The organism is Stenotrophomonas sp. SMYL41 (assembly GCF_036319965.1).
Classification (GTDB): Bacteria; Pseudomonadota; Gammaproteobacteria; order Xanthomonadales; family Xanthomonadaceae; genus Stenotrophomonas; species Stenotrophomonas maltophilia_R.
The window spans coordinates 160,240-173,783 of record NZ_JAWIRX010000001.1 but is presented as its reverse complement, the minus strand read 5'-3'; the positions used below and the strand labels follow the sequence as shown (position 1 = coordinate 173,783).

The following is a 13,544-nucleotide window of genomic DNA, read 5'->3' as shown; positions in this document are numbered from 1 at the left end:
TTTCCTGGGCAGGTCACGATTCCTGCTCCAGTTCGTGCCGGTAGTCATCCAGGCATGCCCGCAACGCCGCCTGCAATGCATCCAGCTGCGATGGCGGTACTGCCAGGCCGTCGCGCAGCGCCTGTTCCACCTCGCCGCAGTGTTCGCCCAGCGACTGCTCGCCCAGCATCTGCAGCACCCCTTTGAAGGCGTGCACGCGATCGAGCAGGCGTTGCATGTCGTTGCCGGCACGCGCTTCGGTCATGGCCTGCAGATCCTTGTCGCCGGTTTCCACGAACAGGCGGCGGATGGCCGCCGATACCCTGCTGGGTGCACGACGCGTTGGCGCGGGGGAAACCGGCGCAACCGCCGCCTTGCTGGCCTTGCCCAGCCCGGCTTCCAGCCGATCCAGATTGAGCGGTTTCAGCAGCAGGTCGTCAATGCCCGCCGCCAGGCAGCGCTCACGTTCGCTGGCCAGTGCGGTGGCGGTGATGGCCAGGATCGGCAGCGACTGCCCGCGCTGGCGCAGCGCGCGCGCCAGCGCATAGCCGTCCATCACCGGCATGTTGATATCGGTGAGGACCGCCACGTAGGCGTCGTTGCGCCACACCGCCAGTGCGGCGGCACCGTCTTCGGCGGCATCCACGTCGTAGCCGAGTTCTTCCAGCTGCTGTTGGATCAGTTCGCGATTGACGGCGTTGTCTTCCACCAGCAGCACGCGCCCGCGCGAGCGTGGTGCTGGCGCCTGCTCGACTGGCGGGAGCGAGGATGCACTGTGCGGTTCCGTGCCGATGGCGGCCAGCAAGGCGTCGCTGGCATAGCAGGTCACTTCGGTACGGTCGCCGCGCACTTCGGGGGTCAACGGCCCCTGTGCATGGGCGAACACCACGTGGCGATGGGACGCGGACAGGTGCTGTTCCTCCTCGCGGGTCCACGGCCGGTGGTCGCCCACGATCAGCAGCACGTCACCCGTCGCGTCGGCCTGCGGGGCGTCCAGCAGCACGGGCTCGGTGCCCCACTCCGTCAGCAGCCGCCCGATCTCGTTGCGCCACTCCGGCGTGGACGACAGCACGGTGATGCGCTGCCCACGCAGCGGCTGCGACGCCGGGTTTGCGGCGGGCTGCAGGCGCACCGGCAACAGCAGGCTGAAGCTGCTGCCCACGCCCTCGGTACTTTCCACCGCCACCTGCCCGCCCATCGCCTGCGCCAGCTGCTGGCACAACGCCAGGCCCAGGCCGCTGCCGCCGTAGCGGCGCGAGACGCTGGCATCGGCCTGCTGGAACGGCTGGAACAGCTGCCCGGCCTGTTGCGGGCTCATGCCGATGCCGGAGTCCACCACCTGCACGCGCAGCAGCGTGCCCTTGCCGTCCACATTCTGCACTTCGGCCCGCAGGATGATGCGACCGGATTCGGTGAACTTGACCGCGTTGCTGACCAGGTTGTTGAGGATCTGGCGGATGCGGTGTGCGTCGCCAATGCAGTCCTGCCCGGCCGGCGCGTCCACCGCAAAGAACAGGCGCACGCCCTTGCGCAGGGCATCGGGCGCATACAGTAGTGCGACGCCTTCGATCAGCGGGCGCAGCGCGAACGGTGCCGGCTCCACATCGAGCTGCCCGGCTTCGATCTTGGAGAAATCCAGCACGTCGCTGATGATCCGCATCAGTGCGTCGGCCGAGAAGCGGATGCGGTCCAGCCGTTCGCGCTGGCCCGGCTGCAGGGGCGAACGGGCCAGCAGTTCCAGGTGGCCCAGCACGCCGTTGAGCGGGGTACGGATCTCATGGCTCATCGTGGCGACGAAGGCGGACTTGGCACGCGTGGCCGCTTCGGCGGCCTGGCGAGCAGCCTCGGCATCCTCGCGGGCACGGCGCAGCGTGTCTTCCAGTTCCACCTGGGCGGTGACGTCGCGCAGGGCACAGACCCATACGGCCTGGTGGTGGTAGGTAGCCAGCGCCATGCTGATCTGCAGCTGGGTGCCGGCGCCCTCTTCCTCGGGTGACCACTGCAGTTCCAACGCCTCCTCGCCGTGGCTGCTGCGCCCCAGCTCGGCCAACCGCGCATACAGTGTTGCGATTGCGTTGCCGTCTTCATCGGCCTGGTCGCCCACCAGCTGCCGTGCAGTTTCGTTCTGCAGAAGCGGCATGCCTGTGTCGCGGGCAATCAGCGCCAGCCCGATCGGCGCGGTGCCGATGATGGCGCGGCTCAGCGCCTCGCTCTCATACACACGTGATGCGTCGGCAAGGGCGGGCTTGAACACGCGGCGGTCGATGCGCAGCAGCAGCCACCACAGCAGGCCGATGATCACCAGGGCACTGAGGCTGCGCGCCAGAAGATAAGGGCCCTGCGCTTTCCAGATGTCCGACCAGTCGTAAACGTGGCTGAGGGTCCAGTCCACGCCCGGCAGGCTGCAACTGAGGATGAAGCGCCCCTGCGCATGCTGTCGTGCGGGCTTGGTCGCCGCTGCGCCGGGCAGCGCCCCCAACAGCAGCGCCTGCTCCTGGAGCGTCAAGCCGCCACTGCTGAGCACCACCTGCCGATTGCCGGCCATCACCAGGTAGCGCCCTTCTTCGCGCGCCTCCAGCCGGGCCTTGATGGTGTCGATCGACTCGAACACCACGCGCCGGAAGTACGGCGTGGTGCCTTCGGCCATGGTCACCACGCCGACCAGCGACCGCTGGCCGTTGAGCGGGTTGACTGCAAAGCGCGACAGCAACCGCCCCTCGCGCGAGGCCGAGCGGATCGGGCCCGGGCGTGGCAGCAGCTTGCGTACCTCGGGCTCGTCACGCAGCAACCGCGCGAAGGCCTGCTGGCGGGTGGCCACGCCCAGCGTCTGCAGCAGCTGGGCCTCGTCGCGGATGTTGGACACGGCCAGCAGCCGCCCCTGCGGCTCGTAGGCGAACATGGCCACCGGCCCGGGCGCATCCTGCGAGGTGATCGAATCGGCGGTGTAGGCCGAGTAGATGTCGATCATGCCGAGGTAGGCCTTCAGCTCCTCGGGCGGCAACGGATTGTCACGGGCGCCCAGCACCAGCCATGGCACGGCGGTACGCCCTTCGGCCCGCACCACCACTTCCGCGCCCTGGGCGTGGAAGCGCTCGGCCAGGGGGGTTCCGACCGCGGTCAGCGCGGGGCGCTGGTCGCGCCACAGCACGTCGTTGCCATTGACCGAGGTGGCGTAGGCGCGGTCGCGCTGGTAGAGGAAGTAGTCCAGCGCCGCGCGGGCCTCCAGGAAGGACTGCCGTTCGCGGGCATGGAACTCTTCCACATCGGCAATGGAACTGACGATGGCGGCCAACAGTACCAGCACCGTGATCAGGGCACCGCCGCCGAACAGCAGGCGGCGGCGCAACCGCCGCAGGTCGTCCAGGCGCGCGGCAACCGCCGGACCGCCGGGGCGCTGCGCGGCTTCAGTACCTGCCATAAACGTGATCCTGAGGTGGGTGCCCATGCAATTTATCCGATTGCGTCAGTAGCTGGCGTATCTGACTCGTTTCGGCGCAGCGCCTGCAGCAGTGCCTGGCGCAGGGCTTCACTGGCGTAGCAGGACACCGCCCAGCCACCGTGCGCTGGCTGCGGGCGCAAGGGCCCCTCGCGGCAGACCCGGACCCAGGGCTGCCCGCTGCGCCACACCCAGCGGGCGTCTTCGTACGGCGCCTCGAACAGCACCCACGCCGCCGCGGGCGCCGCATCCGCCGCCGGGCTTTGTATGGGATGCACGTACGCGCCCCAGCTGCGCAGCCGCCTTTCCAGCTCCCCACGCCATGGCCCGGGCGCGGCCAGCAGATTGATCCGCTGCCCGGCCAGCGGCAGCGGCACCGGAATGGCAATCGACGTCAACAACGGCACCTCGACCACGAACCGGCTGCCCACCCCTGCCGTGCTTTCCACCCAGATCCGCCCGCCCATGCGCTGGCACAGCTGCTGGCACAGCGCCAACCCCAGGCCGGAGCCGCCGAAGCGCGACACGATATCCGGCCCGGCCTGCACGAAGGGCTGGAACAACCGCTCCCGCTCGGCGGCGCTCAGGCCGATACCGGAATCGGTGGCCTCAAGGCAGAGGTACTGGCCTTGCCCGCTCTGCTGGTGGGACACGCGAAGCTGTACCCGCCCGGAGGCGGTGAACTTCAGCGCGTTGCTGGCCAGATTGCGCAGTACCCGCTCGATGGCCGCCATCGGTGCGACCGCGGCAGCGGGTACATCAGCGTCCACCACGCAATCCAGCTGCAGGCCCTTGGCCTGTGCCACCGGGGCGTACAGCACGGCGACGCGCTCCACCAGTGCCGATGGCGAGAAGCGCTCAGGCGTGAGCGTCCACTGGCCCGACTCGATACGCGATAGATCAAGCACGTCGGTGATGACGTCCATCAGCGAATCGGCAGACTGGCGCAGGCGCAACACGCGTTCGGCGGGCTCGGCCTGCAACGGGCTGCGTGCAAGCAGCTCCAGGTGGCCGATGATGCCGTGCAGCGGCGTGCGGATCTCATGGCTCATCGCCGCCACGAAATTCGATTTGGCGCGGCTGCAGGCTTCTGCTTCTGCGGTCCGCTTCTGCTCCGCCTGCAGCTCACGCCTGTCGTGGCTGATGTCCTCTACCATCAGCAGCACGCCACCCGGCCAGGCGTCCCCTCCGGAGTGGATGTGCGTGCGGTGCGACAGCCGTTGCTGCGGATCGTTGGCCAGCGGCAGCTCGCCCTCCACCTTCACCGCACCGTGGCGGACGTCGGCCTGCATCATCGCCTCACGCAGCTGCGGCATCAGCCGCCCACCGGCGGCCCGGTCCATGCGCTGCAGCGGTCCATTCCAATCCTGCACATGGCCGGTACCCGCCTCCAGCAGCGCCACGCCCACCGGCACGTGCTCCAGCAGCAGGCGCAACCGGCGGTCGCGGGCGTAGATGGCTTTCACCTGGCGGAACGCCGGGGTATACATGCGCCGGTGCAGCCCCAGCAGCAGGAACCACAGCAGTGCCAGCGCGGCCACCAGGCAGGCGACGCCGGTAAGCAGCATCGACGCGATGTCACGCAGGATGTCGCCCCAGCGGTAGGTCTCCACCAGCGTCCACGGCGTACCGGTGACCGGCAGCGCCAGGGTGAAACGACCGTTGTGGAAGCGCGCACGGGTGGCATCGCCCAGCAGCACCCAGTCAGTATCCGCCCGATGGCCAGGTGCGCCGCCCACGTCATCGGAGGCCAGCACCCGCAGCCCATCGCGATCCAGCAGCGCGATATGGCCCTGGCTGTTCCGGCGCAGCAGCGCCTGCAGGCGGGCCATCGGTTCGTAGGCCACGAAGGTTGCGATGGGCGCAGCAGCAACGCTGGCCTGGAACACCGACACCAGCGACGGCTCGCCGGTGATCGGGTGGCGGCCGAACGTTCTGCGCGGGCTGTCGCTGCGTTCGACACTCTCCAGCAGGGGCACCTGGTCGTGCCCGGAGGCCGGAGCCAGCAGCTGGGCGGGTGCACGCAGGTGCTCGAACACTTCGCGGCGCGAAGTGGCCGCCAGCGCGCTGATCAGGCTGCGCTCGGTCAGGCCCTTGTCCAGGGAGAGGTACTGGCCGCTGGGATCGAAGAAATAGGAGGCGCTGGCTGGCTCACCTTCGCCACTGGTGGCGGTCAGGCGCTGGATAAGTGACACCGCCGTGGTGAGCTGCAGGTAGCGCTCCAGCTCCCGGGGGCGCCATTGGGCGGTGTCCAGGCCCAGCGCCATCTGCGGGCGGCTGCTGTCATCGGCCACCACCACCAGCCGTTGCCCACCCTGCAGATAGGCACGGCGCAGATCGTCGGCGCTGGCGTCACCGAGCTGGATGTTGCGGTCCCAGGCGTACTCGGCCATGTTCGCCAGGCGGGCGTAGCTGGCGTCCTGGCGCGCAAGCTGGATCTGCAGCGCCGTGTGGGCGCGGCGGAATTCGGCAATGCGCCGGGCCTCGTACCCATTGACCTGGACCACGATGAGGGTGATCAGCACGCTCAGCGACAGCAGGCTCAACACCGCGCCGCAGGCCAGCATCAGCCGGCGCGGATACTGCTTCAGCGCCTGCAGCTCACCGGCGTCCACGGCGCCCGGCCCTGCACGGGTGTGCAGGCGGCGCAGGGAATCTGCAGGGGACGGGGACGCAGAGGGCATGGCATCGAGCGACGGGAAGCGCGCGGCGGGAAGAATGGAGCGCCAGCATGCGCGGCAGGGCTGGCAGCCGATGTAGGACAAGATCCAAAAACGCGCCAATGCATGACGCATTCATCCCACCAGAGGGCGCTGCCCACATTTCGAACTTGTCCTGTTCCTGTGCCGGCCCGGACTGGGGACGCTGATGCTCCCCCCGTTGTCGAGGACATCGCGATGAAGTCTGCATGGAACCGCGAACGCCTTTGGGCAGTGCGCCTGATGGCAGGCCATGCCTGTCACCGTGCAAGCCTGCGGGTGGGTGCGGCCCTGCTTCCCTGCCTGCCGCCCCGGATGCAGAACCGCATGGCGGAAGAGGCCTTCGCTTGGATCGGGCCCCGATTGCAACCGCATCGCCACACTCGCGCCCTCGGAGCGCTGCAGCAGCTGGGCCACAAATCCTCGGCAGCAACCCGGCTGGCCGCGCGCTTCCTGGCCACCAGCTGGATCCGCCAGGCCAGGTTCCATCGCCTGCGGCATCTGCCGTTCCGTGCCCAGCAGGACGTGCTGCGTGCGATGAGGTGGCACGACCCGCTCGCGCTGTGGGCCGCCGCCGCCGGCCGGCGACGGGTCATCTGCATACTGCCCAGCGGCGACATGGAACTGGCCATGGCGGCGCTGCTGGATCGCCCGGGCGCGCCGTCACACTACTTCATCAGCACCTACCACCGGCAGGGGTCACCTCGCCATCGCGTGCTGGCGGCGCTGCAGCGGCAGGGCCATCGCCTGGATATCGGGCAATCAGGGCAGTCCGGCCAGGCCTGGCGCCATCTTCGACGCGGCGCCTCGGTGGTGACCAAACTCGACCCCTGGAGCGGAGATGGCCGCGAGCCTGGGCCATTACGGCTTGCCCGCCTGGCGCAGGTGCCCGTGTTGCTGCTGGGCCACCGCTGTGATGACAGCGAGGCCGGGACACTGCACGTGCTGGGCGAATTCGGCGCCGAGTCGATGGCCGACGGCGCCGCCTCGCTCCGGGCTGCGGCGCTTGCCTTTCTTGCCACTGCCCCGCATGACTGGGCTGACCTGGACAGGTAGCCGCCGCAACTGGCCGCAGCACGTTTCCGTGCTGCGGCGGGCTTCATCACGCAATGATCAGCGATACGTTGATGTTGTTGCGGGTGGCATGCGAGTACGGGCAGACGACGTGTGCCTTGCGCACGAGGTCCTCGGCCTGCACGGTGGGCACGCCCGGCAGCGAGATGGTCAGCGCAACGTCAATGGCGAAGCCGGTGCTGACCGCACCGATGCCGACGCGGCCGGTCACGGAAGCATCATCGCCGATGGCAATGCTCTCCTGGCCCGCCACGTACTTGAGCGCGCCGAGGAAGCAGGCCGAGTAGCCGGCAGCGAACAGCTGTTCCGGGTTGGTGCCGGTGCCGCCGGTGCCGCCCAGTTCGGCGGGGGTGGACAGGGCGATGTCCAGCATCTTGTCGGACGAGGTGGCGCGGCCCTCGCGCCCGCCGACGGCGGTGGCCTGGGCTGAGTACAGGATCGATTCGATGCTCATGCAATGCTCCGGTGGGTTGAGTGGACAGGTGGCGGTCTGTCCCGCCACCGTTCCATCCTCTACCCCGGCAGGCAGGCCTTCCATCGGACAGCGACGATAGCGTTGCAGCCGCCACGCACGCACTCAACCGTGCAGATGCACGTACACGGCCAGCAGCGCCAGATGCCCGACGTAATACCCATAGAACGCCCAGCGCCAGCGCGGCAGCCGCCATTGCACGCGCGCCACCGCCAACGCAACCGGGATGGCCAGCAGCGCCCAGCCATTGTGGTTGACCCAGCACACTGCCGCCCAGCCGACCAGCAACAGCCACCACGCGCGATGCCGGAACGCCAGCCAGCCCAGCAGCACGAAGCCAACGCCGGCCCACTGGTAATCCACCAGCATCGGCGCCATGCCAGCAGCAAGCAGCAACAGCAGTGGGCGGTTACTGGCCAGCGCATGCACGGCCACCGCAGCCAGCGCGAAGGTAAGCAGGATGTTGAGCGGCAACCAGTAACCGAAGGCCAGTGCATGCAACGGCTGCGCGATCACGCCCCATGCGGCCAAACGGCTGATCGACTTGCGCAGGTCCGCACCCGGCTGGGCCAGGTTGCAGGCCATCACCAGCGCAAACAGCGGGAACGCGATGCGCCCCAGTTCGCTCACGACCGGCAGGCAGCCACCGTAGACCACTTTTGCCACGTGGTCGCCGGTCATGGCCAGCAGCGCGAGCCACTTCAGCAGCTCGCGGCCGCCGCTGCTGAGCGTGGGTCTGAGCGTGGACGTCCCTGTCGTGGTCGCTTGCATCGCGGAAGCTTATGCGCATCGGCCAGCGCATTTCCAGCGCCGGGAAGGCGCACGCCACTGCAGGCCGCAGGCGGCGGCGCTATGCTGGCGACCTCTGTTTGTGAGATGCCCGCCATGCGCACGCTGTACCCCGCCATCGAACCCTACCGCCAGTTCACCCTGCCGGTGAGCGATCTGCACACCCTGCATATCGAAGAGTGCGGCACGCCGGAGGGCATTCCGGTGGTGTACCTGCACGGCGGTCCGGGTGCGGGCATTTCGCCCACCCACCGCCGCTTCTTCGATCCGGCGCGCTACCGCATCGTGCTGATCGACCAGCGTGGCAGCGGCCGCTCCACGCCGTTCGGCGAGCTGCGCGACAACACCACGCAGGACCTGGTGGCCGACATCGAGAAGGTGCGCGGGCACCTGGGCATCGAACGTTGGCTGGTCTACGGCGGCTCCTGGGGCTCGACCCTGTCGCTGGCCTACGCGCAGGCCCATCCCGAGCGCGCCACCGGCCTGATCGTGCGCGGCGTGTTCCTCGGCCGCGAGATGGAGAACCGCTGGTTCGCGGAAACCAGCGGTGGCGCGCGCTGGATCTTCCCGGAACGCTGGGACCGCTACGAGGCCCATATCCCGGAGGATGAGCGCATCGACATGATTGCGGCCTACTGGACGCGCATGGACAGCGCCGATGAGGCCACCCGCATCGCCGCCGCGCAGGCCTGGCTGGGCTGGGAGGACAACGCCGCCACCCTGCAGCATGACGTGGATGCGATGTCCACCGATGATCCGCTGGACACGTTGGCCAAGGCCCGCATCGAAGCGCACTACTTCCGGAACGGCATCTTCCTGGAACCGGACCAGCTGCTGCGCAACATCGATCGCATCCGCCACCTGCCCGGCGTGATCGTGCAGGGCCGCTACGACATCATCTGCCCGCCGCGCAGCGCCTGGGACCTGGCCAAGGCCTGGCCGGAAGCCAGGCTGGAGATGGTGACCTCCGGCCACAGCGCGAATGAGCCGGCGACGGTGGATGCGCTGGTGCGCGCGACGGATGCGTTTGCCGACCGCTTCTGATGCCGACTTGGTAGCGTCGACTGCCAGTCGACGGCTGCTGGCAGGCAGGGCGGCCTTTCCACCGCCCTGCCCTGTGTGGCCTTACCAGGCCACCCTGATGCCGGCCTGCGCGATGACATTGCGGTAGTTCTGGCTGCCGCGCTGCAGGCTCATTCCGCCCCAGGCACCGACGCGTCCACCCAGCTCCAGCTCGGCGCCGCCCTGCACTTCATAGCGGTCGCGCGAATTGCCGGCGGCCAGGGTCTGGCCATTGAAATCCAGCGCGTTGGTGGCCGCACCGCGCAACCAGTTCACGCCCAGATAGGGCTGCACGCGGTTGCCCAGGGCCGTTGAGTGGCCGAATACGCGCGCGCCGATGCGCCCGCCCAGACCACCCGCCTCGGCATTGCCGACCGTCGTGCCATGTCGTTCCACATGCTGCCCGGCCTGGAACCGGATGTAGATGAGCTGTACCTGCGGCTGCACGAACAGCGTTGCCGACGCTCCCCGCCAGACCGGCGCAATACAGCCGCCGTCCACGGTGTTCTCCGCCGCCTCAGGGGTCGTGAGGGCAACAAGGCCGTCGCTTACCTGCAGCTCGCCAGCGGCATGCTTCCATCAGACCGGTTCGAAACAGGAGCGCGCCATGCGCTCCGGCAATGGGCCGGCGCAAGCGCTGCCCCATGCATATACCAACGTATAGCCGGGCTAACCCACGAGCCTCTAGGACTGCCCCATTCAGGGGCGGACAATAGCGCCACTGGCCAGGGCAACCCTGGCCGGCACTCCCACTTCATGGAGACGCAGATGGACCCCGACCCGGCCGGGCGCACCGCGCCCCGGATGCCCGCTTGTTGCCTGTTCCTGGCGCCTGCCCGCCGGTCCCTGCCTGCCTGAGTGACGGGGGATCGCCAGGTGCCGCTTGCCTGGAGATCACCCCCATGTCCTACAAGATCCTCTACATCACCCTGCGCCGCCTGATCGGTGAGCGCGATGTTGCCGCCCTGCGCAGCCAGCTGCTGCAGCACGGCCCGGTCATGTTCGCCCGTTCGCTGTCGCTCGGCTCGCCTCGCGTGGTGGCCGACGCGCTGTCGCTGCTGCCGATCAGCGAGCGCATCAATGTGCTGCGCCACCTGCCCTACCCGCTGCGCGATGCGATGAAGCCGCTGTGCATCGGCGGCAGCCAGCGCCTGCACATGCAGCCGTGGTCGCCGGCGGTGCTGGCGATGCGACACGCCTGACCTGTTCTGTCCGTTCCGTTCGTGTTCCGGCCCCGGCCGGCTCTGACATTCGAGGAGAGTCCCATGAGCCTGCTCAACGCCTGGTTCAACGCCTTCCTGCGCAGCCGTCGCGCAGGCAACCTGTTCCGCCGCCGTGCGATGCCCGAAGCCGGCTTCGGCCCGGGCAGCGACGAGGCCGCACCGTTCGCGCTCACCACCGGCCTGGTTACCCTGGCGCAGCAGCAAGAAACAGAGCTGCTGGCCACGCTGGGCTCGCATGCCGATGGCCTCAGCCCGCACGAGGCCGAGCAGCGGCTGGCCACGCTCGGCCCCAACGAGGTGGATCACGAAAAGCCGCTGCCGTGGTGGCGGCACCTGTGGCAGTGCTACCGCAACCCGTTCAACCTGCTGCTGACCGTGCTGGCGGCGGTGTCCTGGCTGACCGAGGACCTCAAGGCCACGATCGTGATCGGTGCGATGGTGCTGCTGTCCACGCTGATCCGCTTCGTGCAGGAAGGCCGCTCCAACCGTGCCGCCGAGCGCTTGAAGGCGCTGGTCGGCAACACCGCGCGCGTGCTGCGCCGCAGTCCCGGTACCGAAGCGGCCGATGTGGCCGACCAGTACTTCGGCGCGCACCTGCACAGCCGTCGGCCGGCACGCCTGCTGGACCTGCCGATCCGTGAGCTGGTGCCCGGTGACCACATCGTACTGTCGGCCGGCGACATGATTCCGGCCGATTGCCGCGTACTGACCGCCAAGGACCTGTTCGTGGCGCAGGCGGCGATGACCGGCGAGTCGCTGCCGGTGGAGAAGTTCGCGCACCCGGGCGATGGCCTGGCCGGCCTGCTCGAGCAGCACAACCTGCTGTTCATGGGCACCAACGTGGTGTCCGGCACCGCCACCGCCGTGGTGCTGGCCACCGGCAACCGCAGCTACTTCGGCACCCTGGCCCAGCGCAGCACCGCCACCGACCGTGCGCCCACTGCCTTCCAGGCCGGCGTCAACAGTGTCAGCTGGCTGCTGATCCGCTTCGCGCTGGTGATGGTCCCGTTCGTGCTGCTGATCAACGGCTGGACCAAGGGTGACTGGACCGAGGCGTTCCTGTTCGCGCTGTCGGTGGCGGTGGGCCTGACCCCGGAAATGCTGCCGATGATCGTCACCTCCACCCTGGCCAAGGGCGCGGTGCTGCTGTCGCGGCGCAAGGTGATCGTCAAGCGCCTGGACGCCATCCAGAACTTCGGCGCGATGGAAGTGCTGTGCACCGACAAGACCGGCACCCTCACCCAGGACAAGATCGCACTGGAGCGCCACACCGATGTGTTCGGCCACGATTCGGAGGACGTGCTGACGTTCGCCTACCTCAACAGCCACTTCCAGACCGGCCTGATCAACCTGCTGGACCGCGCGGTGCTCGAACACGTGGAACTGCAGAGTTCGCTGCGGCTGTCGCAGGACTACCACAAGGTGGATGAGATTCCGTTCGACTTCGAGCGCCGCCGCATGTCGGTGGTGGTGTCCGAGCGCGAGGACCACCACGAGCTGATCTGCAAGGGCGCGGTGGAGGAGATGCTGGCTGTGTGCAGCACGGTGCGCGAGAACGGCCAGGACATGCCCCTGGACGAGCGCCGCCTGGCGCGCGTGCGGCAGACCACCGAGGAACTGAACGAACAGGGCCTGCGCGTGGTGGCGGTAGCGATGAAGGAAACCGCCGCCAGCCAGACGACCTATTCGCAGGCGGACGAGTGCGGGTTGACCCTGGTCGGCTACGTGGCCTTCCTGGACCCGCCGAAGGAGTCGGCTGCACAGGCGCTGCAGGCGCTGGCCGCGCATGGCGTGGAGGTGAAGGTCTTCACCGGCGACAACGAGCTGGTGACCGCCCGCGTCTGTGCGCAGGTGGGGCTTGAGGCCGACACCATCCTGACCGGCCCGCAGATCGAGCGCATGGATGACAGCGCGCTGTCGCGGGCGCTGCACCATCACCGCGTGTTTGCCCGCCTGACGCCGTTGCACAAGGAGCGCCTGGTACGCGAGCTGCGCGCGCAAGGCAAGGTGGTCGGCTTCCTCGGCGACGGCATCAACGATGCACCGGCGCTGCGCGCGGCCGACATCGGCATCAGCGTGGACAGCGCGGTGGACATCGCCAAGGAAGCCGCCGACATCATCCTGCTGGAAAAGAACCTGATGGTGCTGGAGGAAGGCGTCGTGCAGGGGCGGCGCACGTTCAACAACATGCTGAAGTACATCCGCATGACCGCCAGCTCCAACTTCGGCAACGTGTTCTCGGTACTGGTGGCCTCGGCCTTCCTGCCGTTCCTGCCGATGCTGCCGCTGCAGCTGCTGGTGCAGAACCTGCTGTACGACATCTCGCAGATCGCCATTCCGTTCGACAACGTGGACGAGGAGCTGGTGCGCAGGCCGTTGAAGTGGAACCCGGCGGACATCGGCCGTTTCATGGTGTTCTTCGGGCCGATCAGCTCGATCTTCGACCTGAGCTGCTTCGCACTGATGTGGTACGTGTTCGATGCACGCACGCCGGCCGACCAGGGCCTGTTCCAGTCCGGCTGGTTCGTGGTGGGCCTGCTGACCCAGACCCTGATCGTGCACATGATCCGTACGCCGAAGGTGCCGTTCCTGCAGAGCATCGCCGCGCCGCCGCTGCTGGTGATGACCGGCCTGATCATGGCCATCGGCGTGGCCCTGCCGATGAGCCCACTGGCCGGCTACTTCAAGCTGCAGGCCCTGCCGACCGGCTACTGGCCGTTCCTGGTGGCGATCCTGTTCGGCTATGCAGTGCTGACCACCGCACTGAAGAAATTCTACATCCGTCGCTACGGCTGGCAGTAAGTGCCCGC

General features: G+C 68.3%; 9 protein-coding genes. 4 read left to right on the top strand and 5 right to left on the bottom strand.

The window, feature by feature from the left end; translation table 11 throughout:
* Window positions 1-13 precede the first annotated feature (13 nt).
* Both V3B30_RS00765 and V3B30_RS00760 read right to left on the bottom strand, forming a co-directional pair.
* Entirely contained in the window at window positions 14-3,397 is a 3,384-nt protein-coding gene (locus V3B30_RS00765) for an ATP-binding protein (RefSeq protein ID WP_262082482.1), read from the bottom strand.
* 32 nt (window positions 3,398-3,429) lie between these two features.
* The gene (locus tag V3B30_RS00760; protein ID WP_262082481.1) at window positions 3,430-6,099 is read right to left on the bottom strand and encodes an ATP-binding protein; all 2,670 of its coding nucleotides are present in this window, start codon (window positions 6,097-6,099) and stop codon (window positions 3,430-3,432) included.
* A gap of 378 nt (window positions 6,100-6,477) precedes the next feature.
* On the opposite strand from V3B30_RS00760, the gene V3B30_RS00755 reads away from it, so the two are divergent.
* On the top strand, window positions 6,478-7,170 hold the full coding sequence (locus tag V3B30_RS00755; RefSeq protein WP_262082480.1) for a hypothetical protein: 693 nt from the start codon (window positions 6,478-6,480) through the stop codon (window positions 7,168-7,170).
* A 46-nt stretch (window positions 7,171-7,216) separates the two neighbouring features.
* On the opposite strand, the gene V3B30_RS00750 is transcribed toward V3B30_RS00755, so the two are convergent.
* Both V3B30_RS00750 and V3B30_RS00745 read right to left on the bottom strand, forming a co-directional pair.
* The gene (locus V3B30_RS00750) at window positions 7,217-7,642 is read right to left on the bottom strand and encodes an organic hydroperoxide resistance protein (protein WP_262082479.1); all 426 of its coding nucleotides are present in this window, start codon (window positions 7,640-7,642) and stop codon (window positions 7,217-7,219) included.
* Window positions 7,643-7,765: 123 nt separating this feature from the next.
* A complete protein-coding gene (locus tag V3B30_RS00745) occupies window positions 7,766-8,431 on the bottom strand; it encodes a TraX family protein (RefSeq protein WP_262082478.1) in 666 nt (221 codons plus the stop codon).
* 114 nt (window positions 8,432-8,545) lie between these two features.
* On the opposite strand from V3B30_RS00745, the gene pip reads away from it, so the two are divergent.
* The gene (gene pip / locus V3B30_RS00740; protein WP_262082477.1) at window positions 8,546-9,493 is read left to right on the top strand and encodes a prolyl aminopeptidase; all 948 of its coding nucleotides are present in this window, start codon (window positions 8,546-8,548) and stop codon (window positions 9,491-9,493) included.
* An 81-nt stretch (window positions 9,494-9,574) separates the two neighbouring features.
* Here the strand turns inward: pip and V3B30_RS00735 are convergent, their stop codons facing one another.
* Window positions 9,575-10,012 (bottom strand): autotransporter outer membrane beta-barrel domain-containing protein, encoded by a 438-nt coding sequence (locus tag V3B30_RS00735; protein WP_262082476.1) that lies wholly within the window; start codon window positions 10,010-10,012, stop codon window positions 9,575-9,577.
* 401 nt (window positions 10,013-10,413) lie between these two features.
* Between V3B30_RS00735 and V3B30_RS00730 the strand changes: the two genes are divergently transcribed.
* Together V3B30_RS00730 and mgtA are read left to right on the top strand one after the other, a co-directional pair.
* Complete coding sequence (locus V3B30_RS00730; protein WP_006447714.1) at window positions 10,414-10,713, top strand: hypothetical protein; 300 nt, start codon at window positions 10,414-10,416, stop codon at window positions 10,711-10,713.
* A gap of 63 nt (window positions 10,714-10,776) precedes the next feature.
* A complete protein-coding gene (gene mgtA, locus V3B30_RS00725) occupies window positions 10,777-13,536 on the top strand; it encodes a magnesium-translocating P-type ATPase (RefSeq protein ID WP_262082475.1) in 2,760 nt (919 codons plus the stop codon).
* The last annotated feature ends 8 nt before the right edge of the window (window positions 13,537-13,544 follow it).

Bases quoted from the DNA above. Each gene is read 5' to 3' on its own strand.
- pip (WP_262082477.1), top strand. From the start codon at position 8,546: ATGCGCACGCTGTACCCCGCCATCGAACCCTACCGCCAGTTCACCCTG.
- V3B30_RS00730 (WP_006447714.1), top strand. From the start codon at position 10,414: ATGTCCTACAAGATCCTCTACATCACCCTGCGCCGCCTGATCGGTGAG.
- V3B30_RS00765 (WP_262082482.1), bottom strand. From the start codon at position 3,397: ATGGCAGGTACTGAAGCCGCGCAGCGCCCCGGCGGTCCGGCGGTTGCC.
- V3B30_RS00760 (WP_262082481.1), bottom strand. From the start codon at position 6,099: ATGCCCTCTGCGTCCCCGTCCCCTGCAGATTCCCTGCGCCGCCTGCAC.
- V3B30_RS00750 (WP_262082479.1), bottom strand. From the start codon at position 7,642: ATGAGCATCGAATCGATCCTGTACTCAGCCCAGGCCACCGCCGTCGGC.
- V3B30_RS00745 (WP_262082478.1), bottom strand. From the start codon at position 8,431: ATGCAAGCGACCACGACAGGGACGTCCACGCTCAGACCCACGCTCAGC.
- mgtA (WP_262082475.1), top strand. From the start codon at position 10,777: ATGAGCCTGCTCAACGCCTGGTTCAACGCCTTCCTGCGCAGCCGTCGC.